The organism is Streptomyces phaeofaciens (genome assembly GCF_014648915.1).
Classification (GTDB): Bacteria; Actinomycetota; Actinomycetes; order Streptomycetales; family Streptomycetaceae; genus Streptomyces; species Streptomyces phaeofaciens.
Window position 1 is genome coordinate 129,388 of the sequence record NZ_BMSA01000027.1, and the last position, 26,012, is coordinate 155,399.

22 protein-coding genes are annotated in these 26,012 nt (G+C 71.2%); 9 read left to right on the top strand and 13 right to left on the bottom strand.

From position 1 onward, the window contains the following. Positions 1–21: 21 nt before the first annotated feature. The 5 genes from IE275_RS35345 to IE275_RS35365 all read right to left on the bottom strand — a co-directional run bounded on the left by IE275_RS35345 (position 22) and on the right by IE275_RS35365 (position 5,273). Complete coding sequence (locus tag IE275_RS35345) at positions 22–1,077, bottom strand: carbohydrate kinase family protein (protein ID WP_189716732.1); 1,056 nt, start codon at positions 1,075–1,077, stop codon at positions 22–24. Further along, a complete protein-coding gene (locus IE275_RS35350) occupies positions 1,074–1,979 on the bottom strand; it encodes a pseudouridine-5'-phosphate glycosidase (protein WP_189716757.1) in 906 nt (301 codons plus the stop codon). Before IE275_RS35350 ends, IE275_RS35345 begins: the two co-directional genes overlap by 4 nt. 295 nt (positions 1,980–2,274) lie before the next feature. Next, positions 2,275–3,570, bottom strand: coding sequence for an MFS transporter (locus IE275_RS35355; protein ID WP_189716733.1), 1,296 nt, complete (start codon positions 3,568–3,570; stop codon positions 2,275–2,277). 95 nt (positions 3,571–3,665) lie between these two features. Beyond that, complete coding sequence (locus IE275_RS35360) at positions 3,666–4,220, bottom strand: methylated-DNA--[protein]-cysteine S-methyltransferase (RefSeq protein WP_189716734.1); 555 nt, start codon at positions 4,218–4,220, stop codon at positions 3,666–3,668. A gap of 180 nt (positions 4,221–4,400) precedes the next feature. After that, complete coding sequence (locus IE275_RS35365) at positions 4,401–5,273, bottom strand: glycerophosphodiester phosphodiesterase (protein ID WP_189716735.1); 873 nt, start codon at positions 5,271–5,273, stop codon at positions 4,401–4,403. Positions 5,274–5,547: 274 nt separating this feature from the next. Here IE275_RS35365 and IE275_RS35370 point away from each other — a divergent pair, with 274 nt between their 5' ends. The 7 genes from IE275_RS35370 (at position 5,548) to IE275_RS35400 (ending at position 14,295) form a co-directional block, all read left to right on the top strand. Continuing rightward, positions 5,548–6,411 carry an MHYT domain-containing protein gene (locus IE275_RS35370; RefSeq protein WP_189716736.1) on the top strand — a complete coding sequence of 288 codons (864 nt, stop codon included), beginning with the start codon at positions 5,548–5,550 and terminating at the stop codon, positions 6,409–6,411. Positions 6,412–6,451: 40 nt separating this feature from the next. Continuing rightward, positions 6,452–8,599 carry an excinuclease ABC subunit UvrB gene (gene uvrB, locus IE275_RS35375; protein WP_189716737.1) on the top strand — a complete coding sequence of 716 codons (2,148 nt, stop codon included), beginning with the start codon at positions 6,452–6,454 and terminating at the stop codon, positions 8,597–8,599. A gap of 165 nt (positions 8,600–8,764) precedes the next feature. Then, positions 8,765–9,343: a TerD family protein gene (locus IE275_RS35380; protein WP_189716738.1), complete on the top strand. Its 579-nt coding sequence runs from the start codon at positions 8,765–8,767 to the stop codon at positions 9,341–9,343. 58 nt (positions 9,344–9,401) lie between these two features. Beyond that, positions 9,402–11,474 (top strand): TerD family protein, encoded by a 2,073-nt coding sequence (locus IE275_RS35385; RefSeq protein WP_189716739.1) that lies wholly within the window; start codon positions 9,402–9,404, stop codon positions 11,472–11,474. Positions 11,475–11,696: 222 nt separating this feature from the next. Continuing rightward, positions 11,697–12,698: a TerC/Alx family metal homeostasis membrane protein gene (locus IE275_RS35390; protein WP_189716740.1), complete on the top strand. Its 1,002-nt coding sequence runs from the start codon at positions 11,697–11,699 to the stop codon at positions 12,696–12,698. Between the two features lie 127 nt (positions 12,699–12,825). Further along, positions 12,826–13,140 (top strand): hypothetical protein, encoded by a 315-nt coding sequence (locus tag IE275_RS35395; RefSeq protein WP_189716741.1) that lies wholly within the window; start codon positions 12,826–12,828, stop codon positions 13,138–13,140. A gap of 54 nt (positions 13,141–13,194) precedes the next feature. Beyond that, complete coding sequence (locus IE275_RS35400) at positions 13,195–14,295, top strand: calcium:cation antiporter (protein WP_189716742.1); 1,101 nt, start codon at positions 13,195–13,197, stop codon at positions 14,293–14,295. A 247-nt stretch (positions 14,296–14,542) separates the two neighbouring features. Here IE275_RS35400 and IE275_RS35405 read toward each other — a convergent pair whose 3' ends face one another. After that, complete coding sequence (locus IE275_RS35405) at positions 14,543–15,850, bottom strand: MFS transporter (RefSeq protein ID WP_189716743.1); 1,308 nt, start codon at positions 15,848–15,850, stop codon at positions 14,543–14,545. Positions 15,851–15,910: 60 nt separating this feature from the next. Next, positions 15,911–16,957, bottom strand: a complete 1,047-nt coding sequence (locus IE275_RS35410) for a S66 family peptidase (RefSeq protein WP_189716744.1) — start codon at positions 16,955–16,957, stop codon at positions 15,911–15,913. A gap of 97 nt (positions 16,958–17,054) precedes the next feature. On the opposite strand from IE275_RS35410, the gene aroQ reads away from it, so the two are divergent. Next, positions 17,055–17,528, top strand: coding sequence for a type II 3-dehydroquinate dehydratase (aroQ, locus tag IE275_RS35415; RefSeq protein ID WP_189716745.1), 474 nt, complete (start codon positions 17,055–17,057; stop codon positions 17,526–17,528). A gap of 25 nt (positions 17,529–17,553) precedes the next feature. Here aroQ and IE275_RS35420 read toward each other — a convergent pair whose 3' ends face one another. The 5 genes from IE275_RS35420 to IE275_RS35440 all read right to left on the bottom strand — a co-directional run bounded on the left by IE275_RS35420 (position 17,554) and on the right by IE275_RS35440 (position 21,878). Beyond that, positions 17,554–18,306, bottom strand: a complete 753-nt coding sequence (locus tag IE275_RS35420; RefSeq protein WP_308435738.1) for an amino acid ABC transporter ATP-binding protein — start codon at positions 18,304–18,306, stop codon at positions 17,554–17,556. Beyond that, entirely contained in the window at positions 18,303–19,232 is a 930-nt protein-coding gene (locus IE275_RS35425) for an amino acid ABC transporter permease (protein ID WP_189716746.1), read from the bottom strand. The genes IE275_RS35420 and IE275_RS35425 overlap by 4 nt, the downstream gene beginning before the upstream one ends. Continuing rightward, entirely contained in the window at positions 19,229–20,113 is an 885-nt protein-coding gene (locus IE275_RS35430; protein ID WP_189716747.1) for an ABC transporter substrate-binding protein, read from the bottom strand. The genes IE275_RS35425 and IE275_RS35430 overlap by 4 nt, the downstream gene beginning before the upstream one ends. Positions 20,114–20,515: 402 nt before the next feature. Then, complete coding sequence (locus tag IE275_RS35435) at positions 20,516–21,172, bottom strand: MBL fold metallo-hydrolase (protein ID WP_189716748.1); 657 nt, start codon at positions 21,170–21,172, stop codon at positions 20,516–20,518. A gap of 10 nt (positions 21,173–21,182) precedes the next feature. Further along, positions 21,183–21,878, bottom strand: a complete 696-nt coding sequence (locus IE275_RS35440; RefSeq protein WP_189716749.1) for a maleylpyruvate isomerase family mycothiol-dependent enzyme — start codon at positions 21,876–21,878, stop codon at positions 21,183–21,185. A 222-nt stretch (positions 21,879–22,100) separates the two neighbouring features. Between IE275_RS35440 and uvrA the strand changes: the two genes are divergently transcribed. Then, entirely contained in the window at positions 22,101–25,196 is a 3,096-nt protein-coding gene (gene uvrA / locus IE275_RS35445) for an excinuclease ABC subunit UvrA (RefSeq protein ID WP_189716750.1), read from the top strand. Positions 25,197–25,393: 197 nt separating this feature from the next. On the opposite strand, the gene IE275_RS35450 is transcribed toward uvrA, so the two are convergent. After that, positions 25,394–26,012: PfkB family carbohydrate kinase (locus IE275_RS35450; RefSeq protein WP_189716751.1), on the bottom strand; the 619-nt coding region annotated here is incomplete at its 5' end.

Below are 26,012 nucleotides of genomic sequence, written 5' to 3' on the forward strand. Positions count from 1 at the left end.
GGACCCGTCGCCGGTCCGGCATCAGTGAGGTAGTGCCCCCGCGCGGGTCGTCTCCACCGTCTCCGCCCCACCGAGGGCGGCCGGGGCATCAGAGGACTTCGGGTCGTGGCTCGCCGCCGGAGGTCTGCCGCCGACACGTTCCACGGCCCGGGCCCCCGCCCGGCACCCCTCGGCCGCCGCGACCACGGGAGTGGCGCCCGTGAGCAAGGTGGCGAGGAAAGCGCCGGTGAAAGCGTCACCCGCGCCCGTGGTGTCCCGGGGCGTCGCGGGGGTCGCGGGGATGCGGGCGAGTACGGCACCGTTCCTCGCCACCAGTGCGCCGTCCGCCCCCTGCTTCGCCACCACCAGCGGGATGCGACGGCTCAGCTCGGCCGCCGCGCCCGCACCGTCCGGCAGCCCGGTGAGCAGACACGCCTCGTCACGGCTGGGCAGCAGCAGGTCCACGCCCCGGACCAGGGCCAGGAACCGCTCGATGCCCAGTTCCACCAGGAAACCCGCCGACGCGGGGTCGAGACTGACCGGCACCCCACGCGCGCGTGCCGATGCCAGGGCCGTACCGACCAGCGCCCGCCCGGACTCGGAGAACAGCAGGTAGCCCGAGAGATGCAGCCGTCCCACCCCGTCCAGGAGGGTGTCCGACCAGTCGCCGGGATCGAGCCGCAAAGACGCCCCGCTGTCGGTGAGGAACGTCCGCTCGGCCGCGGCACCCGTGTCGACCAGGCAGATCACCGTCCCGGTCGGCGCCTGCGGATCGACGACCAGCCGGGGCCGCACCCCGCAGGCGGTCAGCTCCCGTTCGTGCCAGGCCGCAGCGTCCGCACCCACCCGGCCGAGCAGCCGTACGTCCGCGCTGCCCCAGTGGGCCGCCCAGCACGCCACGTTGGCGCCCGCGCCACCCGGCAGGGTGCGGATCACGGCGGCCGTGTCCGTCCCCGAGGCCAGCGGCCCCCGATGCCGTGCGACGACGTCCGTCACGACGTCCCCGACCACCAGCAGCGCCCCACCCGCGCCGGCCCCGCCCGGCTCCGGGCCGCCGCCCGGGTCGCGCGGCTCCTTTCCGCCCGTCAGCCCGGTCATGCCCCGGCCCAAGCCGCCGCGATCCTCCCCGCCAGCCGTACATTGCCGCGCACCGCCGCCAGGTTCGCGCTCAGCGACGCCCCGTCGGTGTGCCGCACCAGGTAGTCGAGCAGGAACGGCGTCACGCCCTGGCCGGTGACGCCCGCCGCCTCGCACGCGTGCAGCGCGTCGGCGAGCACGCGCGCGTGCAGCGCGGGATCCAGCTGCTCCTCCTCGGGCACCGGGTTGGCCACGATCAGCGCCGACTCCGGTACGTCCAGCGCGTCCTGAGCCCGCATCACCTCGGCCACCTGCTCCGGGGACTCCAGCGTCCAGTCCACCGGATGCCCCGAGTCGGACAGATAGAAGCCGGGGAAGCGGTCCGTGCCGTATCCGGCGACGGCCACGCCCAGCGTCTCCAGCCGCTGGAGGGTCGCAGGAACGTCCAGGATGGACTTGACCCCCGCGCACACCACCGTGACCCGCGTGCGTGCCAGCAGGCCGAGGTCGGCGGACTCGTCCTGCGTGACCGTCCACTCCCGGTGCACACCGCCGAGCCCGCCCGTCGCGAACACCCGCACACCCGCCAGCGCGGCCAGCAGCGCCGTCGCCGACACGGTGGTCGCCCCGCTCGCGCCCGAGGCCACCGCCAGCGGCAGGTCGCGATGGCCCAGCTTGCGGATCCCGTCCTCGTTGGCGACCCGCTCCAACTGCTCCTTGTCCAGGCCGACATGGGGCCGCCCGTCGAGCACGGCGATCGTCGCCGGCACGGCGCCCTGCTCACGGACGACCGCCTCCAGCTCCAGCGCCACCTGGAGATTGCGCGGGCGAGGCAGCCCGTGCGCGATGATCGTGGACTCCAGGGCCACCACGGGTCGACGCGCGTCGACCGCCTCCCGCACCTCTTCCGACACCCTCAGCACCACGTCCGCCTCCTGTCCGTCGGTCTCCCCTCATCCCTGGCGAGCGCCGCACCGGGTCAAACCCCGGCGCCCTGTGGGAGACACCACCGGCCCCCGACGCATGGAGGAGCCACGAACGGCTCCCGACGCCTGACCGAGGCACTCCCGGTCGGCACTCGCTCGTACGGGAGGTACCCCCGTCGGCACGCAAGAGGCCCCCCGTCGGTACGCAGGACGGAGGCGCCCCCGGCCGGAACTCAGAACGGAGGCGCGCTCGGGCGGCGCGCAGGACGGAGGCCGCACCCATGGCCGGCACTCAGCCGCCCGCCGCCTCGCCCGCCACCGCGCCGCCGCCTCTGCCCCGCGTGAACAGCACCAGAACGGCCAGCGGCACGAGCAGGCAGGCCGCCGCGAGGTTCAGCCACGCGTAGCCGGCCTTCGCCACCACCAGCCCGGCGATCGCCCCTCCGATGCCGGCCGAGGTGTTCATCGTGAGGTCGGAGAACCCCTGAGCGGCCGCCCGCGCCGACTGCGGAACCGCGTCCGTCAGCAGCGCGGAGCCGGACACGAGCCCGGCCGACCAGCCCAGGCCGAGTACGAAGAGCCCCGCGGCGGTCTGCCCCTTACTACCGCCCGCGGTACCCGCCAGGAACAGCGCGCAAGCCAGCAGCCCTGCCGCGAGCCCCGTCACGGACAGCCGCCCCACCCGGTCCGCGAGCCGGCCCATCAGCGGGGAGAACGCGTACATGCCGGCGATGTGCCCGCTGATGACCAGCCCGATCAGGTCGATGCTCGCCCCGTGGTGGGCGAGGTCGACCGGGGTCATGGACATCACGGAGACCATCGCCGTGTGCGACACGGCCACCGTCACCAGCGCGAGCCGGGCGAGCGGGGATTCGGCGATGGCCGACCAGCCGGCGCGCAGGGAGCGGGCCGCGGGGGACCGCTCGTCCTCCGGTGCGAGCGCGCGGGCGGTCAGCAGCGGGTCGGGTCGCAGCAGCACGGCCACCACGACCGCCGATATGACGAAGATCCCGGCCGCCCACAGGAAGGGGCCCGCCGCCGCGGGTATCCCGAGACCGGCGACACTGCGGCCGGCGGGCGCGGCGATGTTCGGACCCACCACCGCGCCGATGGTGGTCGCCCACACCACGTGCGAGATCGCCCGGGCCCGGCGGTCCGGCTCGGCCAGATCGGCGGCCGCGAACCGCGCCTGGAGGTTCGCCGAAGAGGCCGCGCCGAAGGCCGCCATGCCGCACAGCAGCAGCGGAAAACTCCCGACCCGTGCCGCGACCACCACGACCGCGGCCCCGAGGGCGCCGATGAGATAGGCCAGGACGAGCCCCGGCCGGCGTCCGCGCGCGGTCATCAGCGCGGCCAGCGGCATCGACAGCACGGCCGTCCCCGCGACGGTCGCGGTGGGCGCCAGCCCGGACAGTGCCTCGGTGCCGCTGACCTGCTTGGCGAGGACGGTGGCCAGTCCGATGCCGGTGGCAACGCCGAGCCCGCCGAGGATCTGGCTGACGATCAGCACCGCGGTCGTACGACGCCGCAGGGCCGGCAGCAGCTCGGCGCGGACGGGCGCCGTGGTGGCGCGCTCGACGGCGGTCACGGCCGGCACCCCGGTGTCGCGCGGCCGTACGGATGGACGGTGAGTGTGGTCACCGGCGCAGTCTCCCCCTTTCGGCAGGGCGCGGTCTCGCCCTGTCAGAACAGCGGCTCGGGCAGGACCCCTTCCAGTGCGAGCAGCTTGCGCTTGGTCTCCAGGCCGCCCCCGAACCCGCCGATGCCCCCGTCGCTCTCGACGACCCGGTGGCAGGGAACCACGACCGGCAGCGGATTGGCACCCATGGCCACCCCCACCGCCTGGGCGGCGCCCGGCTGCCCGACCCGCTTGGCCAGGTCGCCGTAGCCGACGACCGCCCCGTACGGAACGCCGGACGCCAGCTCGCGCAGCACCTGCCGGTTGAAGCCCGAGATCAGGGACCAGTCCAGCGGCAGCTCGAAGGCGCGCCGGTTCCCCGCGAAGTAGGCGTCGACCTGCTGTATCGCCTCGGCGAGCAGCGGGGAGCCGGGCTCCTCGACGGGCTCCGTGCCGAGCCGGTCGGCGAGCCGGCCGAGCGCCTTGTCCCGGACCGCGTCGGTGGCGTGGAACACGACGTTGACCAGACCTGCGTGGGTCGCGGCCAGCAGCAGCGGGCCGATGTCGGTGCCGACTACGGTCCATACGACCTGCTGCTCGTACTGCCCATGGCTGCTCATGCGACCCACCGTACGACCCGCCACTGACAACGCCCCGGGCACCGGCGATGCTCCAGCCACAGGCCATGGCCCTGCCACGGCTGAACGCCCCCACCACCACTCGACGCCCCCGCCGGGCCGCCCCCACCGGCAGGGAAGGCCCCTCCCCGGGCCCGCCCCGCACGCGAGGCAGGCCCGGTGTCAGAACCAGTACACGGCCCGCCGCACCACGTCCGGCCTGTTGGAGATGATGCCGTCGACGCCGTACCCGGCGACGGTCCGGGCGGTGGCGGCGTCGTCGACGGTCCAGGCGAAGACCTCGAGCCGCCTGCCGTGCGGCCCGGTGAGCGCGTGCACGGCGTCGACGTACGACCGGGACAGCGAGGTGTGCGACGGGTTGACGAGATCGGCGAAGCCCGCGTACGAGGGCAGGTCGGCCACGGGCGGCGCACCGAGCAGGCCGGTGCGCACCGCCGGCCGCAGATCGTGGACGGTCCGCAGACTGCCCGCGCTGAAGCTCTGCACGACCAGCCGGCCGGACAGATGCCGCTGGTCCAGCCAGCCCTCGTTGCTCAGCACCTTGAGGGTCTGTGCCTCGATGCCCGGGTACAGGCCGGGGTTCTTGATCTCCAGAAGCAGCTTCTGGTGGTGGTGCTCCACCCGGTCCACGTACTGCTTCAGCGTCGGCACGCGCGTGCCCGCGTAGGCCGGCCCGAACCAGCCGCCCGCGTCGAGCCGTGCGATCTCGGCCGCGCTGAAGTCCTTCACCTTCCAGGGCGCACGGCCGGGAAACACCTCCTCGGCGTCGGTCGTACGGCGCAGACTGTCGTCGTGGATCACCACCAGCTCGCCGTCGCTGGTGCGCTGGACGTCGTTCTCCACCCAGAGGACGCCCCGGGAGGCGGCCTCGTCGACGGCGGCCAGAGTGTTTTCGGGTGCGTACGCGGAGGCACCCCGGTGGGCGATCACCGCGGGCCGGGCCACGATGCCCGCCCGGGCGTCGTGGACGGGCAGCAGCAGGGCGGCGGTGCCCAGGAGCGCGGTGGTCGTGGCGGCAACTGCGCGCGCGTGCATGTGCACTCCTCGCGTCGAGCGATCACGTACAGCTCAACTGTGACAGCACAGAGTCAACGACGGAGGGGGTGCGGGATGGCCACAGAATGAAAGGTGATGCCCGAACCTGCTCACCGATGGCGCACATGTGGGGCAAGGACGTGTTTCTTTGCCGGAAAATCGTTCGACCATTCCGGTGGCAGTCATACTCTCTCTCAGCCTTGGCCGCTCGCGCGGTCCTGGGGGAGGGGCGCGTCACGGAACACCAAGCAACACGGCGGAAGGGCAGCCGCGCATGCAAGGCACGGTCGACGGATTCAGCTACGGCCTCGTCACACCGCTGGTGGCCTACGTCATGGCCTGCCTCGGCGGTGCCCTCGGGCTGCGCTGCACGACCAGAGCCCGGCTCGTCGCCCACTCCTGGCGCCCCGGATGGCTCGCCCTCGGCTCGGCGGCGATCGGCTCCGGCATCTGGACCATGCACTTCATCGCGATGATGGGCTTCACGATCGAGAACGCCCCGATCCACTACGACAAGCCGACGACCTACGCCAGCCTCGGCGTCGCCATCGTCATGGTCGGCATCGGGATCTTCATCGTCGGCTACCGGGGAGCGACCGGGACCGCGCTGTTCACCGGCGGCACCATCACCGGACTGGGCATCGCGTCGATGCACTACCTGGGCATGGCCGGCATGCGCTTCAACGGCACGATGGACTACAACACGTTCACCGTCTCCATCTCCGTCGCGATAGCCATGGCCGCCGCCACCGCCGCGCTGTGGGCCGCGGGACAGATCAGGGGCTTCCTCTGGAGCGTGGGCGCCAGCCTCGTCATGGGTCTGGCCGTCACCGGCATGCACTACACGGGCATGGCCGCCGTGAACGTCCATCTGCACACCGGCGCCCCCACCCCGGGCGACGCGCCCGCCGCGCTCCTCGCGCCGATGCTGATCGGCCCCCTCGCCTTCCTCTGCCTCGCGGGCATCGTCGTCGTCTTCGACCCGCTGATGGTCATGGGCAGGCCCGACTGGCCCCCCGTCGAGCACAAGCCCGGCGTCCCGGCCCACCAGCCGTCCGCGCACACCCCGGGCCGAACCCGGCTCAGGACCCGCCGACAGGTCGCCCACCGGGAAGCCCGCACCCCGCAGAACCGCTGATCCGGCCTCGTTGTCAGTGGGGGGTCGTACGGTGGATGCCATGCGGCCCGTTTCCCAGATCGAACGCACGGTGGCGCCCTTCGAGGTCGTCAGCCCCTACCAGCCCAACGGCGACCAGCCGGCGGCCATCGCCGAGCTGGCCCGGCGCATCGAAGGCGGCGAGAGGAACGTCGTCCTGCTCGGTGCGACCGGCACCGGCAAGTCCGCCACCACCGCGTGGATGATCGAGAAGCTCCAGCGCCCCACCCTGGTGATGGCGCCGAACAAAACCCTGGCCGCCCAGCTGGCGAACGAATTCCGGGAACTGCTGCCGAACAACGCGGTCGAGTACTTCGTCTCGTACTACGACTACTACCAGCCCGAGGCCTACGTCCCGCAGTCGGACACCTACATCGAGAAGGACTCCTCGATCAACGAGGAGGTCGAGCGCCTGCGCCATTCCGCGACCAACTCCCTGCTCACCCGGCGGGACGTCGTCGTGGTCGCCTCCGTCTCCTGCATCTACGGCCTCGGCACCCCGCAGGAGTACGTGGACCGGATGGTCCCCCTCAGGGTCGGCGCGGAGATCGACCGGGACGAGATGCTGCGCCGCTTCGTGGACATCCAGTACACACGCAACGACATGGCGTTCACCCGCGGCACCTTCCGGGTGCGCGGCGACACCATCGAGATCTTCCCGGTCTACGAGGAGCTCGCCGTCCGCATCGAGATGTTCGGCGACGAGATCGAGGCCCTCTCCACCCTGCACCCGCTCACCGGCGAGATCATCAGCGACGACGAGCAGCTGTACGTCTTCCCCGCCTCCCACTACGTCGCCGGCCCCGAGCGCCTGGAGCGGGCGGTCAACGACATCGAGAAGGAACTGGGCGAGCGTCTGGCCGAGCTGGAGAAGCAGGGCAAGCTGCTGGAGGCCCAGCGCCTGCGCATGCGCACCACGTACGACATCGAGATGCTCCGCCAGATCGGCTCGTGCTCCGGCGTGGAGAACTACTCGATGCACTTCGACGGCCGCTCGCCCGGCTCCCCGCCGAACACCCTGATCGACTACTTCCCGGACGACTTCCTGCTCGTCATCGACGAGTCCCACGTCACCGTTCCGCAGATCGGTGCCATGTACGAGGGCGACGCCTCCCGCAAGCGCACCCTCGTCGACCACGGGTTCCGCCTGCCCTCCGCCCTCGACAACCGCCCCCTGAAGTGGGAGGAGTTCCAGGAGCGCATCGGGCAGACCGTCTACCTGTCGGCGACGCCCGGCAAGTACGAGCTGTCGCGCGGGGACGGCGTCGTCGAGCAGATCATCCGCCCCACCGGCCTCGTCGACCCCGAGGTCGTCGTCAAGCCCACCGAGGGCCAGATCGACGACCTGGTGCACGAGATCCGCAAGCGGGTGGAGAAGGACGAACGCGTCCTGGTCACCACGCTCACCAAGAAGATGTCCGAGGACCTCACGGACTACTTCCTGGAACTGGGCATCCATGTGCGCTACCTGCACAGCGACGTCGACACGCTGCGCCGCATCGAGCTGCTCCGCGAGCTGCGCGCCGGCGAGTTCGACGTCCTGGTCGGCATCAACCTGCTCCGGGAGGGCCTCGACCTGCCCGAGGTGTCCCTGGTGGCGATCCTCGACGCCGACAAGGAGGGCTTCCTGCGCTCCGGCACCTCGCTGATCCAGACCATCGGCCGCGCGGCGCGCAATGTCTCCGGCCAGGTCCACATGTACGCCGACAAGATCACCCCGGCGATGGAGCGGGCCATCGAGGAGACCAACCGCCGCCGTGAGAAGCAGGTCGCCTACAACACGGCGAACGGCATCGATCCGCAGCCGCTCCGCAAGAAGATCAACGACATCGTCGTCCAGATCGCCCGCGAGGAGGTCGACACCGAGCAGCTGCTCGGCACCGGCTACCGCGCGAAGAAGGACGGCCGCGGCACCAAGGCCCCGGTGCCGTCGCTCGGCGACAAGGCGGCCAAGGGAGCGAAATCCGCCAAGTCCGCCAAGGGGAAGGCCAGGGAGACGGTTCCGACCGACCGCCCGGCGGCCCAACTCACCGAGCAGATCGAGGAGATGACGGAACGCATGCGGGCCGCCGCCGCCGACCTCCAGTTCGAGGTCGCCGCCCGGCTGCGTGACGAGGTCTCCGAGATGAAGAAGGAACTGCGCCAGATGAAGGAGGCGGGTCTGGCCTGACGGCCCGGCCCGGACGGAAGCCGTGCCCGGCCTCTGTACGCGCTGTGTTGCAAGACCGACACAAATTGCGGGCCTGGGTACGGCACTGTCAGTGCCCTTGCGTAGGGTTTTGGACAACCGCGGGCGCCGCGGCAACAGGGGACAGTTCGAGAGGGGAATCAGCGCGTGACCGTCAACATGACCAAGGGTCAGGCCATCAGTCTGCAGAAGAACGACGGCGGCAGCCTGACCGCGGTCCGTATGGGTCTCGGCTGGCAGGCGGCCCCCCGGCGCGGCCTGTTCGGCTCCCGCACCCGTGAGATCGACCTCGACGCCTCCGCCGTGCTCTTCGCGGACAAGCAGCCGGTCGACGTCGTCTTCTTCCGCCACCTGGTGAGCGACGACGGCTCCGTCCGTCACACCGGTGACAACCTGGTCGGTGGTGTCGGTCAGGGTGGCGACGACGAGGCGATCCTCGTCGACCTGGGGCGCATCCCGGTCCACATCGACCAGATCGTCTTCACCGTGAACTCCTTCACGGGCCAGACGTTCCAGGAGGTCCAGAACGCCTTCTGCCGTCTGGTCGACGAGACCAACGGCCAGGAGCTGGCGCGCTACACGCTCGCCGGCGGCGGCGCCTACACGGCCCAGATCATGGCCAAGGTGCACCGGGTCGGCGCGGGCTGGAACATGACGGCCCTCGGCACCCCGGCCAACGGCCGTACCTTCCAGGACCTGATGCCGGCGATCCTGCCGGCGCTCTGAGGCGGCCGGGCGAGCGCCACTCGACAACACCACACGCGACACAGGGGGACGACAGGCGATGACGGCCGAGCTGGTGCGGGGGCAGAACCACCCGCTCTCCCAGGCCCGCCTCGAGATCAGGGTCTCGGCCGGCACGCCTGTCGTGGCCGCGGCGACGCTGGGAGACGAGAACGGCAGGGCGCAGAGCGTCGAATGGGTCGCCCACCCGGGCGCGCCCGTACTGCCGGGCCTCGAGGTCTCCCGGCAGGCCGCCGCCAACCACCGCCTCGCGGTGGACCTGGACGCGATGCCCGCGGCCGTGCACCGGGTCAATGTCCTGCTCGCCCTGCCCATGGGCGTCGGCGGGCCGGTCAGCTTCGGCTCCGCCGCCGTCCCCTTCGTCGCGGTCACCGGTCTCGACGGGACCGAGGTCGCCACCTACACGATCACCAGCCTGGACGCCGAGTCGGCCGTGGTCGCGCTCGAGCTCTACCGCCGCCAGGGTGCCTGGAAGGTGCGCGCCGTCGGCCAGGGCTACGCGGGCGGTCTCGCGGAACTGCTCGGCGACCAGGGCCTGCCGCAGGCCCACCAGCTCGCCACCACCATCAACGACGCCGTCGTCGAGGGCCTGGCCCGCTCGGTGCCGGCCCCGCCGCCGCGCACCCCCGAGGGCGACCGCTCCCGCCAGACGGCCACCTCTGCCCTCGGGCCGGACCAGAGCGGCTCGCCGTACGGCACCCAGGGCGGCGCCACCGGTCCGTACCCGGCGGGTGCCCCGGGCACCCAGGGCGCCGGTGGACCGTACGCGGGAACGCAAGGCGCCGGCAGCCCCTACAGCGGCTCCCAGGGCGCCGCGGGCTGCCCGGACGGCACTTCGCCCACGGACCCGTCCGCCACCCAGCCGGCGTCCCCGGCCGCGCCCGCCTCCGGCGGCCCGATCGACTACAGCCACCCGCGCCGACAGAACGGGGCCCCGCCGCCGCCTCCGCCCACCGCACCCCCGGCCCAGCCCGGGCAGCCCGCCCGGCCCGTCGCGGGGGACGCGACCGGCTGGTCCATGGAGGAGCGGCTGTACAACCAGGTCTGGGGCATGTTCGAGGACCTGGCGCGCAGCACGGCCGCCTACCGCAGCGCGGTGGACTTCGCCGACACGCGCCTGGAGCGGGAGCTGGACCAGGTCCTGTCCGACCCGCGCAGCCGGATCGGCGGCCAGGGCGACGCCGCCCGCGAGGCCGCCCAGGCCAAGCACGTCCAGCTCGTCGACCAGGCCCGTGAGGCCCTGGAGCGGGACCTCGCCCAGCTCACGGCGGAGGCCGACGTCGTCGAACCGGCGCTGCCCGTGGCGTACGCGCGCTGGGACAATCCGGCCTGGCACGCCTACCGGGTCCCCATGGAGATGCCCATGGCGCTGCGCCTGGGCGACCTCCAGCTGCCCGAGAGCGATCCGCTGCGCATCCCGATGCTGGTCCGCCTGCCGCTCGAACGCGGTCTGTGGATCGACAGCGGGCGCACGGCCGCGTCCGACGGGTCGTTCGTGGACTCGCACGAGCTGCGGCATCTCGCCATGGAGTCGGCCGTGGCGCACACGGCCCGGCTGCTGGCCGTGCATCCGGCCGACGAGTTCACCGTGCATGTGATCGATCCGGCCGGTTCCGGGGCGCAGGCGCTGGCGCCGCTGGTGCGGACCGGTGTGCTCGCGACCCCGCCCACCGCCGGCGCCGCCGGTGTGGCGGACGTCCTGGCGCGGCTCACCCAGCGCGTCGACCTGGTGCAGATGGCGGTGCGCGGTGGCGCGGCCGACTCGCTCCCGCCCGGCTTCGACACCTCCCAGCAGCTCCTGCTCGTCAATGACTTCCCGCACGGCTTCGACGACCGCGCGGTGAACCAGCTGCGCTATCTCGCGGACGAGGGTCCCGCCGTCGGCGTCCACCTGATGATGGTGGCCGACCGGGAGGACTCCAGCGCCTACGGCCCGTTGCTCGACCCGCTGTGGCGCGGTCTGCTGCGGCTGACGCCGGTGCCCGAGGACCACCTCGCCGACCCCTGGGTGGGGCACGCCTGGACGTACGAACCGCCGCTCGTGCCGCACGGCAGCCAGGTGCTCGAGCAGGTGCTCGCCCAGGTCGCGGCGGCCCGCGCCAAGTACAGGTAAAGGGCCTCTGACCAGGTAATTTGATCTCCCCTTTGCCAATCCCTTTACTCTTCCTTGGTAATTGGGTATTGTCTTCCGTGCGGAGGGGAGTACTCCCTGACTGCGGCGTTCCCGTCAATACGGATCAGGCCAGATCCCGGGGCGCCGGCCCATCCCATGGGTGGAAGAGACCTCCGGCAGCGACGACGCTGACATTTGCCGTTACGTACTGCCGGAGGCGCAGTGGATGTTTCCGTGACCCTTTGGGTCCTTACCATCGTGGGCCTAGCCGCCCTCATCGCGGTCGACTTCTTCATCGGCCGCAAGCCGCACGACGTATCCCTCAAGGAAGCCGGGATCTGGACGGTCGTCTGGGTCGCCCTGGCCGGACTCTTCGGTCTCGGCCTCCTCCTCTTCAGTGGTGGCCAGCCAGCCGGCGAGTTCTTCGCAGGCTTCATCACCGAGAAGTCGCTGAGCGTCGACAACCTCTTCGTCTTCGTCCTGATCATGGCGAAGTTCGCGGTCCCGTCGCAGTACCAGCAGCGGGTCCTGCTCGTCGGCGTCCTCATAGCCCTGGTCCTGCGGGCCATCTTCATCGCCGCGGGCGCCGCGATCCTCGCCAGCTTCGCCTGGGTCTTCTACCTCTTCGGCGCCTTCCTGATCTGGACCGCCTGGAAGCTCATCCAGGAGGCCCGGGCCGAGGAGGAGGACGAGGAGTTCGAGGAGAACAAGCTGCTCAAGGCCGCCGAGCGCAGGTTCGGTGTCGCCGACCGCTACCACGGCACCAAGCTGTGGATCGAGCAGAACGGCAAGCGGGTCATGACCCCGATGCTGGTCGTGATGCTCGCGATCGGCACCACCGACGTGCTCTTCGCCCTGGACTCGATCCCCGCGATCTTCGGTCTCACGCAGGACCCGTACATCGTCTTCACGGCCAACGCGTTCGCGCTCATGGGCCTGAGGCAGCTGTACTTCCTCATCGGCGGCCTGCTGAGGAAGCTGGTCCACCTCAGCTACGGCCTGTCGGTCATCCTGGGCTTCATCGGCGTCAAGCTGGTGCTGCACGCGCTGCACGAGTCGGGCGTCCACGTCCCCGAGATCAGCATCCCGGTCTCCCTCGGAGTGATCTGCTCCGTCCTGATCGTCACCACGATCACCAGTCTGCGCGCCTCGAAGAAGCAGGCGGCGGCCGAGGCGGCGCAGTCCGAGAGCGAAGGCGCTCCGAAGGACAGCATCGAGGCCTGACCACGGACGACGTAGGAACAACCACCCCAGGGAGCGGTGCGCGGCGAATTGCCGGGCACCGCTCCCGGTGCTTCCTTGGGTGCGGGGCGTTTCCAGCACGGGACGCCACGACAGGGTGGAGGCAGTCGTGGGTGCATCGACGAAGTTCGTGCAGATCATCGAGTTCGAGACCGACCGCATCGAGGAGATGCGGGCCCTGGCCGAGGAAACGGACCAGCGGCTCGCGGACCGCGACGGCGGTCCCTCGTACCGCCTGGTCCTGAAGGACCGCAACCAGCCGAACCGCTACCTCGTTCTCGTCGAGTTCGCCTCTCACGAGGAGGCCATGCGCAACAGCGAGGACCCCGAGACGAGCAAGTTCGCCGAGCAGATGGCCACGCTCTGCACCAGGCCGCCGGTCTTCACCGACTGTGATGTCGAGGACAGGGCCACGTTCGGGTAACCCCCGGGCCCCGGCCGGAGTGCGAAGGACATAGGGCTCTGCGACGATCGCTCCATGATCGCTAGGCTCAGGTCGCTCACAACCCGGTGGACGTCCCTCGTGCCGGTGCTCGCGGTCGTCCTGCTGGTGCTGACCTGGGGCCGCGACCTGCCCGGAGCGGTCGTCGTGCTGGTGACGCTGGTCCTCGCCGGAGCCGTACTGGCCGCCGTGCACCATGCCGAGGTCGTCGCCCACCGGGTCGGTGAACCCTTCGGCTCCCTCGTGCTCGCGATCGCCGTGACGATCATCGAGGTCGCCCTGATCGTCACCCTGATGGTGGACGGCGGAGACAAGTCCTCGACGCTGGCGAGGGACACGGTCTTCGCCGCCGTGATGATCACCTGCAACGGCATCGTCGGCCTCTGCCTCCTGGTCGCCTCCCTGCGCCACGGCACGGCGATCTTCAACCCCGAGGGCACCGGTGCCGCCCTGGCCACCGTCGCGACCCTGGCCACGCTCAGCCTGGTCCTGCCGACCTTCACGACCAGCAAACCCGGCCCGGAGTTCTCCACCGTCCAGCTCACCTTCGCCGCGCTGTCCTCGCTGATCCTCTACGGGCTGTTCGTGGCGACCCAGACCGTCCGGCACCGCGACTACTTCCTGCCGATCACCCGACAGGGCGAGGTCATCACCGCGGACAGCCACGCCGACGCCCCCTCCGCCCGGACCGCCCAGATCAGCCTCGGCCTGCTCGGCCTGGCCCTGATCGGCGTGGTCGGCCTCGCCAAAGGGGTCTCGCCCACGATCGAGTCCGGCGTGGACGCGGCGGGCCTGCACCAGGCCGTCGTCGGCGTGGTCATCGCACTGCTCGTACTGCTCCCCGAGACCATCGCCGCCCTGCGCTCCGCCCGCCGCGACCGGGTCCAGACCAGCCTCAACCTGGCCCTCGGCTCCGCGATGGCGAGCATCGGCCTGACGATCCCCGCGGTCGCCCTGGCCTCCCTGTGGCTCTCCGGCCCGCTCGTCCTCGGCCTGGGCCCCACCCACATGGTCCTGCTCGCCCTCACCATCGTGGTCAGCTCCCTGACGGTGGTGCCGGGCCGGGCCACACCGCTCCAGGGCGGCGTCCATCTCGTGCTGTTCGCGGCCTACCTGGAGCTGGCCATCAATCCCTAGGGGGTGTCTCGTCGATCATGCCGGGCTCGCGGGGTCCGGCACCGCGCCTCGCGGCGTTGTGGTCGGTTGCCATGGCTCCGCCATGACGCCCTCCTCCGCCTTGCGATGCACGGCACCGGACCCCGCTCCCTGATCCGGCCTGATCGACGAGACACCCCCTAGGCCGCGCCCGCGCAGTCCCGTCCGGCCCGTGACGCCCGGTACGCCCCCTCCGGAGGGGGACCCAGCCACGTGGCAGCGTCCCCGGTCAGTCCATGGCCGGCCGCACCGAGGCCACCGGTACCGGGCGCGTCTCCGGCAGCAACGCGAAGCAGCCCAGGCTGAGCAGCGCGATCCCCGTCAGATACACCCCCACGCCCCACGGCACGCGCCCCGACTGCTGCTCCGCGAGCGCCGTCGCCACGATCGGCGTGAGCGCGCCGCCGAGGACCCCGCCGAGGTTGTAGCCGACCGCCGCGCCCGTGCAGCGCACCCGCGGCTCGTACAGCTCCGGCAGATAGGCCGCGATCACCGCGAACATCGTCACGAACGCGATCAGCGCGCCCAGGAAGCCGAGGAACATCGGCAGCGGGGCGCCCGTCGACAGCAGCGCGACCATCGGGCACATCCACAGCGCGGCCGCCGCGCATCCGGCCAGACACATCGGCCGCCGTCCGTGGCGGTCGCCGAGCATCGCCGCCACCGGCGTCAGCGCGCCCTTCACCACCACCGCGGCCATGATGCAGGCCAGCATGACTGTCCGGCTCACGCCGAGCCGCTCGGTCGCGTACGCCAGGGACCAGGTGGTCACGGCGTAGAAGACCGCGTACCCGACGGCGAGTGCGCCGGCGGTCAGCAGGACCAGCCGCCAGTGGTCGCGCACGACCTCGGCGAGCGGCACACGCGCGTGGTCGCCGATCTCCAGGAACCGGGGGCTCTCGGGGAGCGACGACCTGAGCCACAGCCCGAGCACGGCCAGCGCCCCGGCCGCCCAGAACGGCACCCGCCACCCCCACGTCGTGAACTGCGCCTCGGTCAGGGTCGCCGACAGGACCAGCACCACACCGTTGGCGAGCACGAAGCCCACCGCGGGCCCGATCTGAGGGAAGCTCGACCACAGCCCCCGCCGCTCGACCGGCGCGTGCTCGACGGTGAGCAGCACCGCGCCGCCCCACTCCCCGCCGAGCCCCAGCCCCTGGAGGAAGCGCAGCACGAGCAGCAGCAGGGGAGCTGCCACCCCGATCGTGTCGTACGTCGGCACACAGCCGACGGCGACCGTCGACGCGCCGGTCAGCAGCAGGGAGAGGACGAGGACCGGCCGGCGCCCGCGCCGGTCCCCGATGTGCCCGAAGAGCACCGACCCCAGCGGCCGTGCCACGAAGCCCACGCCGAACGTCGCGAACGCGGCCAGGGTCCCCGCCAGCGGCGAGAACGTGGGGAAGAACAGCGGCCCGAAGATCAGCGCCGCCGCGGTCCCGTAGACGAAGAAGTCGTAGAACTCGATGGCCGTCCCGGCGAGCGAGGCGGCCGCGAGCCGTGGCATGGAGGGCGTCTTCACGGTGCGTACGTCGTGCATGGGAGGTCAACTACCCACGGTGACGGCCGGTTACGGGGGCGCGCGGAGTGACGGGCGGGGTCAGTAGGTGACGGTGATGCGCCGCGCGGGGCCGTCGACGCGGACCGTCCCGCCGTAGGGGATGACGAGCTGCGGGTCCGTGTGGCCGAAGTCCACGTCGAAGACGGCCAGCGTGTCGGGGGCGTATTGCGCCAGCGCGCGCTCCACCGCCGCGCGCTGCTCGTCGGCGTACCGGGCGGCCTCCTGCGGGGTGTGGGGGTGGTCGAAGGACCAGGTCTTGGCGCGGCCCATGAGCAGCGCGGGGAAGCGCCCCAGCAGCCCGCGCTCACCCATGTTGCGCAGGATCCGGTAGACCTCCGTGGCGCTCGGCAGCTCCTCCGAGGTCTCCAGGAACAGCACACCGCCGTCGTACGCCGACGGGTCGGGCGCGATCTCGCGATCGGCCATCAGCAGCCAGGAGAGGATCTCCAGGTTGCCGCCCCAGCTGCGGCCCTCCACCACGCGGTCGGGGCCCCGCCAGGTCCAGCCACCGCCGGGCCGGGTCTCCGGCTCCGTCTCGAAGGTCGCCGGGTCGGCCCAGTCGCGGTCGACGTCGTTCCAGCGCTCGGCGGGCCGCAGCTCGTAGGGGCCCGAGGTGAACAGCGCGGCGCGCAGGGAATCGGCGGTGAGCCGGTCCATGGCCACGGGCCGCCCGAGCTGGACCATCACGGTCGCGCCGTGGTAGCCGACGATCCCCGTGCCGTGGAGGAAGGCGAGCAGGTTGGTGTTGTCGCTCGTCCCGAAGAACGGCTTGGGGTGGGCCCGGATCAACTCCCGGTCCAGCAGCGGCAGCACGGTGATCTGGTCGTCGCCCCCGATCGAGGCGATGACCGCCTTGATGTCGGGATCGGCGAAGGCCGCGTGGATGTCGTCCGCCCGCGCCTGGGGAGTCGCCCCCATCGTGCGGGTCGTCGGGTACTCGACGGGCTCCAGGCCGAAGTCCTCGCGCAGCCGCCGAAGGCCCAGTTCATGGGGGCGCGGGAAGAGCGCGGGCAGGCCGGCGCCGGGCGACAGGACGGCTACGCGATCTCCGGGTGACGGCTTCGGCGGATACACGGGAGTGATCATGCGGGGAGGGTACGGGCTCCGGCCCCGCGGTTTCACCGTGATAAACCGGTCCGAGCAGCGGTCCCGGACGGGCCGCTCCCGACGGACCGGAGGAACCGTGCCCCGCACCCTGGCCAACGCCCCGATCATGATCCTGAACGGCCCCAACCTGAACCTCCTGGGCCAGCGGCAGCCGGAGATCTACGGGTCCGACACGCTCGCCGACATCGAGGCGATGTGTGTGAAGGCGGCGGCCGCGCACGGCGGCACGGTGGACTTCCGGCAGTCCAACCACGAGGGCCTGCTGGTGGACTGGATCCACGAGGCGCGCCTCGGCCACTGCGGCATCGTGATCAACCCGGGCGCCTACTCGCACACCTCGGTCGCGATCCTGGACGCGCTCAACACCTGCGACGGCCTGCCGGTCCTGGAGGTCCACATCTCCAACATCCACCGGCGCGAGTCCTTCCGGCATCACTCGTACGTCTCCCTGCGCGCCGACGGGGTCATCGCCGGCTGCGGGGTGCAGGGGTACGTGTTCGGTGTGGAGCGGGTGGCGGCGCTGGCGGGGGCGGCCCAGGCCGACGCGTAAGCACCGGCCTCCAGGCGAACGTCCCTTACAGACGTCCGGCCTCCACGATCCGTCGCAGGAAGCGCCGCGTGCGCTCCTGCTGCGGGTCCCCGAAGAGCTGCTCGGCGGTGCCGCGCTCCAGCACGACCCCTCCGTCCAGAAAACAGACCTGGTCGGCGACCTCGCGCGCGAAGCCCATCTCGTGCGTGGCCAGCACCATGGTCATCCCCTCGCCCTTCAGATCGCGGACGACGTTCAGGACCTCGCCCACCAGCTCCGGGTCGAGGGCCGCGGTGATCTCGTCGAGCAGCAGCAGCCGGGGACGTACGGCCAGGGCACGCACGATCGCCACACGCTGCTGCTGGCCGCCGCTGAGCCGGTCGGGGTACTCGCCGGCCTTGCCGCCCAGCCCGAGCCGCTCCAGCAGCTCCCCGGCCCGCTCCTCGGCCTCCGCCCGGGCGACACCGTGCACCCGGCGCGGCGCGAGCGTGATGTTCTCCAGCACGGTCATGTGCGGGAACAGGTTGTACGCCTGGAAGACCACGCCGATACGGCGCCGCACCGCGTCCTGGTCCGCCCGCGGATCGGTGATCTCCTCGCCGTCCAGCCAGATCGCGCCGTCGTCGATGTCCTCCAGCAGGTTGGCGCAGCGCAGCAGCGTGGACTTGCCCGAGCCGGAGGCGCCGATCAGCGCCGTCACCGTGTGCGGGGCGACCTCCAGATCGACGTCCCTGAGGACGACCGAACCGCCGAAGGTCTTGCGGACGGACTCCATCCGCAGCACCGGCGCGTCACTCATGTCGTTCCTCCCTGGGCCCGCTGACGGTCCATCCGGGCCGTCACCCAGTCCGTGAAGCGGGTCATCGGAATGGTCAGCGCGACGAAGACCAGCCCCGCCACGATGTACGGCGTGTAGTTGAGGCTGCGGCCCACGATGATGTCGGCCGCGCGGACGGCGTCGATGGCGCCGCCGATCGACACCAGGCCGGTGTCCTTCTGGAGGGACACCAGGTCGTTCAGGAGGGGCGGCACCTGGCGGCGTACGGCCTGGGGCAGCACCACGTACCGCAGCGCCTGCCGGTTGGACAGGCCCAGGGAGCGGGCCGCGGCGCGCTGCGAGGGGTGCACGGACTCGATGCCGGCGCGGAACACCTCGGCGACGTACGCCGAGTACGTCAGCGTCAGCGCCGTGCCGCCCAGCAGCACCGGATCCACCGTCACGCCCTGGAGCCGCAGCGCGGGGACGCCCAGCACCACGATCATCAGGTTGATGATCAGCGGCAGCCCCCGGAAGAAGTCCGTGTAGGCCGCCGCGAGCACCCGCAGCGGGAAGAAGACGGGACCGCGCAGGGTGCGGGCCACGGCGATCAGCATGCCGAGGACGAGTACGGCGGCGCCGCAGATCAGCAGCAGCCGGACGTTCAGCCAGAGGCCTTCCAGGACCTTGGGGAACGCCTCGCGCGCGTACTGCCCGTTGAAGAACGTCTCCTTGGTGCGCGGCCAGCCGGGTGCGCCGACCACGACGAGGTAGAGGACGACCGCCGTCACGAGGGTGGAGAGCGCGGCGATCGCCGTCGCGCGGCGGGCCCGTCTGCGCCGGTGGCGCTCCCGCTCCAGCCGCCGCTGCGACGGCACGTACCCGTCGTCGGGACCGGCCGCGGCGGTGGAGGGGGCGCCCTTGTCGTCCGCTCCCTCCGGGCCGGACTCCTCCTCGGTGACGGTCACTTGAGCACCGGGGCGTCGACGGCGTCGGAGAGCCACTCCTGCTCGATCCTCGCCAGGGTGCCGTTCTCCCGGAGGGTGTCCACGGCGTCCGTCACGCACGAGGTGAGCGCGCTGCCCTTGTCGAGCACGAGCCCGAACTGCTCCGGCGTACCGCCCTGGTTCTCGAACTGGCCGACGATCCTCGCGTCGGTCACCTCGGCGGCGGTGATGTAGAAGGCGGTCGGCAGATCGACCACGACGGCGTCGACCTGACCGTTCTTCAGCGCGGACTTGGCCTGGTCGTTCTTGGAGTAGACGGCCGGCTCCCGGGTCGGCTTCACCACGTTCTCGATGTAGTCGAGGCTCGTCGTGCCGACCTGGGCGCCCAGCTTGAGGCCCTTGAGGTCCGCGACGCTCGTCGCCTTCGCGGCCGGGGAGTCCTTCAGCGCGATGACGGCCTGTCGCACGTCGTAGTAGCCGGACGAGAAGTCCACGGCCTTCTTGCGTTCGTCGCTGATCGACACCTGGTTGATGTCGAAGTCGAAGGTCTTCTCGCCGGGCGCGAAAGCCTTGTTGAACGGCACGCTCTGCCAGACGACGGCGCTCTTGTCGTATCCGAGCTGCTTCGCCACGGCGTACGCGACGGCCGACTCGAAGCCTTCGCCGTTGGACGGCTTGTCGTCCTTGAACCACGGCTCGTACGCGGGCTGGTCGGTGGCGATCGTCAGCCTGCCGGAGGTCTCGGTGGCCAACTTGCCCTGGGTGCAGGTGTTCGCGGCCGATCCGGACGGCTTCGCGGCCGCGTCCTCCTCGGGCTGCGGGGCGCAGCCGACAGCGGTCGCGAGGAGGGCCACGGTGGCGCCGGCGACGGCGCGGCGCAGAACGCGGGGGGCGAGGTGCATGGCGGGAGAGTGGCAGCCCGGAGCCCTGATTGTCGAGGTCACACCATGATGCGTCCGCATGCTGGGAACGGGTGTTGCAGTCTCGTGAACAGGGGCGAGAAGGCTTGCCCGGGCCGCCGGCCGAGGGCGGGGAACGTAGACCGGCGGCCCATACCGCGCCGGAGCCGTCATCCCGCGCGGGGCTGGCACCAGTTGACCGCGCAACGACGTGGGTGGGGAGCGCGCGCGAGGGACCGGAGTGTGCGCGCGATTCACACGGGGCGCGCGTTCGGCAACGCGCGCCCCGTGGAGGGAAATACACCACCGCCGTGCGAGCAATCACGACAGCGGAGTCACGACGGTGGAGTCACGACAGTGGAATCGCGACAGTGGAATCGCGAGGGAGCAACGGCGAGGGAGGAATCACCACCCGCGCGCGTGCCACTCCGGAAGGTGCGGCCGCTCCGCGCCCAGCGTGGTGTCGTTGCCGTGCCCCGGGTAGACCCACGTCTCGTCCGGCAGCGTCTCGAAGATCTTCGTCTCGACGTCGTGGATCAGACGGGCGAACGCCTCCGGGTCCTTCCAGGTGTTGCCCACGCCGCCCGGGAAGAGGCAGTCGCCGGTGAACACGTGCGGGTGCCCGTGCGGGTCGTCGTAGACCAGCGCGATCGAGCCCGGTGTGTGCCCGACCAGATGGCGTGCGGTCAGCTGCACTTGGCCCACCCGGATCACGTCGCCGTCGTCGACCAGGACGTCGGTCGCCACCGGGATGCCCCCGGCGTCCTCCCGGCCGGCGTACGTACGCGCGCCCGTGGCCGCCACGACCTCGGCGAGCGCCTGCCAGTGGTCGCCGTGCTGGTGCGTGGTGACGACGGACGCGATGCCGTCGTCACCGATCATGCCGATCAGTGCCCCGGCCTCGTTGGCCGCGTCGATCAGCAGCTGCTCGTCCGTTGCCCGGCAGCGCAGCAGGTAGGCGTTGTTGTTCATCGGGCCGACCGCGATCTTGGTGATCATCAGGTCCTTGAGCTCGTGGACGTCCGCCGGGCCGCCGACCGTCACCTCTCCGCTGTACGTCATGACGGCCAGCCTATAGCGGCGGAAGGGACGGGAGGGGTCCGCCGACGACGGTCAGGCCGGATCCGTCGCGTCGCCCGGCGAGCCAGCCCAGGAGGTCGGCGGGTGATCCCGTGACGGTCACCTCGGATCCCTCGGGCTCCTCGGACGCGCGGCCGGTGTGCCACGCGCGTGTGCCCTCCGTCAGACGGGTCGGCGGCACCTCGGGATGCCCGGCGAACCGCTCCACCAGGAACACGGTCTCCCGCTCGGTGAACTCCGCCGGCAGGTCCTCCAGCTCGTAGCCGATCCCGAGGTCCACATGGTGCAGCGCGACCTCCGCCCACCGCCGGAAGGGCACCCTTGAGGCGCTGTCGGTGACCCCGTTGCGCAGCTCCACCGTGCGGGACCAGTCGGCGGGCGCGGCCCCCGTCTCCTGGAAGAGGGCCGCGCTCTCCCGGACATCCGTGAGCTGCACGTCCAGGGGGCGCGGGGCGTCCCGTTCGATGTCGGCGTCCCGGACGTGCGCGTCGGCGTACATGGGACGGCCTTCGAGGACGTTCGCGAGGGCGTCCGCGTTGCGGGCGATGTGGGCGAGGACGTGGCCGCGGCTCCAGCCGGGCAGACGTGACGGCTCGGCCAGCGATGAGTTGTCCAGTTTGGCGACTGCGGTGAGCAGCTGCTCCGTCGCGTCACGTACAGACACCAGGTCATGAGCGTGATCAATCATGGTGCTGACCCTAGCCTCGCCACACCTTCGGGTGAAGGTGGCGGACCACAACCCAAAATCGAATGCACGTGCTATATGGTCGGTGGCGGCGTCGGGCATGCTGGAAGGCCGGGGATTGTTGTCAACCGGTGAATCCGACCGGCGTTGTCAGTGGCTCCCCCTAGTCTGAGAAAGACGGGGGCCCCGCCCCTGTCACTTCTCTCAAGAAAGGTGCGGACCGGCGTGGCCGACCGTCTCATCGTCCGTGGCGCGCGCGAGCACAACCTCAAGAATGTCTCGCTCGACCTGCCGCGCGACTCGCTCATCGTCTTCACGGGCCTGTCGGGGTCGGGCAAGTCCTCGCTGGCCTTCGACACGATCTTCGCCGAGGGCCAGCGGCGCTACGTCGAGTCGCTCTCCTCGTACGCCCGCCAGTTCCTCGGCCAGATGGACAAGCCGGACGTCGACTTCATCGAGGGCCTCTCCCCGGCCGTCTCGATCGACCAGAAGTCGACCTCGCGCAACCCGCGCTCGACCGTCGGCACCATCACCGAGGTCTACGACTACCTGCGCCTGCTCTTCGCGCGCATCGGCAAGCCGCACTGTCCCGAGTGCGGCCGCCCGATCTCGCGCCAGTCGCCGCAGGCCATCGTCGACAAGGTCCTGGAGCTTCCCGAGGGCAGCCGCTTCCAGGTGCTGTCGCCGCTCGTGCGCGACCGCAAGGGCGAGTTCGTCGACCTGTTCGCCGACCTCCAGACCAAGGGCTACTCCCGCGCGCGGGTGGACGGCGAGACCGTCCAGCTCTCCAACCCGCCCACCCTGAAGAAGCAGGAGAAGCACACCATCGAGGTGGTCGTCGACCGCCTCACGGTGAAGGACTCCGCCAAACGCCGGCTCACCGACTCCGTGGAGACCGCCCTCGGCCTCTCCGGCGGCATGGTCGTGCTCGACTTCGTCGACCTCCCCGAGGGCGACCCCGAGCGCGAGCGCATGTACTCCGAGCACCTGTACTGCCCGTACGACGACCTGTCCTTCGAGGAGCTCGAGCCCCGCTCCTTCTCCTTCAACTCGCCCTTCGGCGCCTGCCCCGACTGCTCCGGCATCGGCACGCGCATGGAGGTCGACCCCGAACTGATCGTCCCCGACGAGGACAAGTCGCTCGACGAGGGGGCCATCCACCCCTGGTCGCACGGCCACACCAAGGACTACTTCGGCCGGCTCATCGGTGCCCTCGCGGAAGCGCTGGGATTCCGGACGGACATCCCCTTCGCTGGCCTGCCGCAGCGCGCCAGGAAGGCTCTGCTCCACGGCCACAAGACGCAGATCGAGGTCCGCTACCGCAACCGGTACGGCCGCGAGCGCGTCTACACGACCCCCTTCGAGGGCGCCGTCCCGTTCGTGAAGCGCCGGCACAGCGAGTCCGAGAGCGACGCCAGCCGCGAGCGCTTCGAGGGCTACATGCGCGAGGTGCCCTGCCCCACCTGCGAGGGCACGCGCCTGAAGCCGATCGTCCTCGCGGTCACGATCATGGACAAGTCCATCGCCGAGGTCTCCGGCATGTCCATCAGCGACTGCGCGGAGTTCCTGGGCGAACTGAAGCTCACCGCCCGCGACAAGAAGATCGCCGAGCGGGTGCTCAAGGAGGTCAACGAGCGGCTGCGGTTCCTGGTCGACGTCGGCCTGGACTACCTCTCCCTCAACCGCGCCGCCGGCACGCTCTCCGGCGGCGAGGCCCAGCGCATCCGCCTGGCCACCCAGATCGGCTCCGGGCTCGTCGGCGTCCTGTACGTCCTCGACGAGCCGTCCATCGGACTGCACCAGCGCGACAACCACCGGCTGATCGAGACCCTCGTCCGGCTGCGGGACATGGGCAACACGCTCATCGTCGTCGAGCACGACGAGGACACCATCAAGGTCGCCGACTGGATCGTCGACATCGGCCCCGGCGCCGGTGAGCACGGAGGCAAGGTCGTGCACAGCGGCTCCCTCAAGGAGCTGCTCGCCAACGCGGAGTCGCAGACCGGGCAGTACCTCTCGGGCAAGAAGGCCATCCCGGTGCCCGACATCCGCCGCCCGCTCGACCCGTCCCGCCGGCTGACGGTGCACGGCGCCCGCGAGAACAATCTCCAGGACATCGACGTGTCCTTCCCGCTGGGCGTGTTCACCGCCGTCACCGGTGTGTCCGGCTCCGGCAAGTCCACGCTGGTCAACGACATCCTGTACACGCACCTCGCCCGCGAGCTGAACGGCGCGCGGAGCGTGCCTGGGCGGCACACGCGCGTGGACGGCGACGACCTCGTCGACAAGGTCGTGCACGTCGACCAGTCGCCCATCGGCCGCACCCCCCGCTCCAACCCGGCCACCTACACCGGCGTCTTCGACCATGTGCGCAAGCTGTTCGCCGAGACCGCCGAGGCGAAGGTCCGCGGCTACCTGCCCGGCCGCTTCTCCTTCAACGTCAAGGGGGGCCGCTGCGAGAACTGCGCGGGCGACGGCACGATCAAGATCGAGATGAACTTCCTTCCGGACGTCTACGTGCCGTGCGAGGTCTGCCACGGCGCCCGGTACAACCGGGAGACCCTGGAGGTGCACTACAAGGGCAAGTCCATCGCCGACGTGCTGAACATGCCGATCGAGGAGGCGACGGAGTTCTTCGAGGCCGTCCCCGCGATCGCCCGCCACCTCAACACCCTCAAGGACGTCGGCCTCGGCTACGTCCGGCTCGGCCAGTCCGCGACCACCCTGTCCGGCGGTGAGGCCCAGCGTGTGAAGCTCGCCAGCGAGCTCCAGCGCCGTTCCACCGGCCGCACGGTCTACGTCCTGGACGAGCCGACCACAGGGCTGCACTTCGAGGACATCAGCAAGCTGCTGAAGGTCCTCGCCGGCCTGGTCGACAAGGGCAACACGGTCATCGTCATCGAGCACAACCTCGACGTGATCAAGACCGCCGACTGGGTCGTCGACATGGGCCCCGAGGGCGGCGCCGGCGGCGGTCTGGTGGTCGCCGAGGGCACACCCGAGGAGGTCGCCGGGGTCCCGGCCAGCCACACCGGCAAGTTCCTGCGGGACGTCCTCGGCGCCGACCGGATCAGCGACGCGGCTCCGGTGAAGGCCCCGCGCAAGACGGCGGCGAAGAAGACGGTCGCGGCCCGGACGACGGCGAGGAAGACGGCGACGGCCAGGACGACCACCGCCAAGACGACCACCGCCAAGACGACCACCGCCAAGACGACTGCGGCCAAGACGACCGCGGCCAACAACACGGCGACCGGGAAGGCCGCCGGGACGACGGCGAAGGCCACGCCCGCGAAGAAGACGACCCGGGCCCGCAAGGCCTGACCGTCCTCGCATCCCCGAAAACACGGCGCCCCACGGGAACTCCCCGCGGGGCGCCGTCCGTTGTCACATCAGCCGCCGAGATTCCATGGCCCGCCGTACGGCAGGGCGACCGTACCTTGACAACAGCACAGGAGAATCCGGTCAGGAATCCCAATCCACCCCCGTCCCGTCCCGCCCTCGCCGTGCCTCAACGGCTGCTACTGGTCGTCGAGTTCGGTCGCGTAGGGGGGTTCCGCTCCGGTTCGGGTGCAGGTGACGGCGGCCGCGTGGGCCGCGAAGCGCAGCAGGTCTTCCCAGTCGGTGGGTCCCATGTCGTCGAGGGCGTGTGGGGAGAGTGCGTCCTGTCGGGAGAGGCGGTGCAGGAGGGCGGCGTTGACGGTGTCGCCGGCGCCGATGGTGTCCACGACGTCCACGTTCCGGCCGGGCATGGGGTGGACGCCGCCGTTGCGGGTGAAGGCGGTCATTCCGTCGCGGCCCTGGGTGATCACCACGGCGGAGGGGCCGGCGGACAGCCACTCGCGTGGGGTGCCGCCCAGCCACCGGGCGTCCTCCTGGGAGAGCTTGAGCAGGGTGACCGAGGGCAGCCAGCTGGTGAAGCGTGCCCGGTAGGCGTCGGGGTCGGGGATCAGTCCGGCGCGGATGTTGGGGTCCAGGGCGGTGAACAGGCCCTCGGCCGCGGTGGTCCGCAGCAGTTCCTCGTAGGCGCTCGCGCCCGGTTCCAGGACCAGTGAGCAGGTGCCGAAGGAGAGGGCGCGGGTGCCGGTGGGCAGGGCGGGCGGGGCGGTGAAGAGCCGGTCGGCGGTGCCGTCGACGTAG

Excerpts from the sequence above, each read along its gene's own strand:
- IE275_RS35440 (WP_189716749.1), bottom strand. The coding sequence starts at position 21,878 with ATGATTGATCACGCTCATGACCTGGTGTCTGTACGTGACGCGACGGAG.
- IE275_RS35370 (WP_189716736.1), top strand. The coding sequence starts at position 5,548 with ATGCAAGGCACGGTCGACGGATTCAGCTACGGCCTCGTCACACCGCTG.
- IE275_RS35410 (WP_189716744.1), bottom strand. The coding sequence starts at position 16,957 with ATGATCACTCCCGTGTATCCGCCGAAGCCGTCACCCGGAGATCGCGTA.
- IE275_RS35405 (WP_189716743.1), bottom strand. The coding sequence starts at position 15,850 with ATGCACGACGTACGCACCGTGAAGACGCCCTCCATGCCACGGCTCGCG.
- IE275_RS35365 (WP_189716735.1), bottom strand. The coding sequence starts at position 5,273 with ATGCACGCGCGCGCAGTTGCCGCCACGACCACCGCGCTCCTGGGCACC.
- uvrB (WP_189716737.1), top strand. The coding sequence starts at position 6,452 with ATGCGGCCCGTTTCCCAGATCGAACGCACGGTGGCGCCCTTCGAGGTC.
- IE275_RS35430 (WP_189716747.1), bottom strand. The coding sequence starts at position 20,113 with ATGCACCTCGCCCCCCGCGTTCTGCGCCGCGCCGTCGCCGGCGCCACC.
- IE275_RS35345 (WP_189716732.1), bottom strand. The coding sequence starts at position 1,077 with ATGACCGGGCTGACGGGCGGAAAGGAGCCGCGCGACCCGGGCGGCGGC.
- IE275_RS35385 (WP_189716739.1), top strand. The coding sequence starts at position 9,402 with ATGACGGCCGAGCTGGTGCGGGGGCAGAACCACCCGCTCTCCCAGGCC.
- IE275_RS35420 (WP_308435738.1), bottom strand. The coding sequence starts at position 18,306 with ATGAGTGACGCGCCGGTGCTGCGGATGGAGTCCGTCCGCAAGACCTTC.
- IE275_RS35435 (WP_189716748.1), bottom strand. The coding sequence starts at position 21,172 with ATGACGTACAGCGGAGAGGTGACGGTCGGCGGCCCGGCGGACGTCCAC.
- IE275_RS35360 (WP_189716734.1), bottom strand. The coding sequence starts at position 4,220 with ATGAGCAGCCATGGGCAGTACGAGCAGCAGGTCGTATGGACCGTAGTC.
- IE275_RS35400 (WP_189716742.1), top strand. The coding sequence starts at position 13,195 with ATGATCGCTAGGCTCAGGTCGCTCACAACCCGGTGGACGTCCCTCGTG.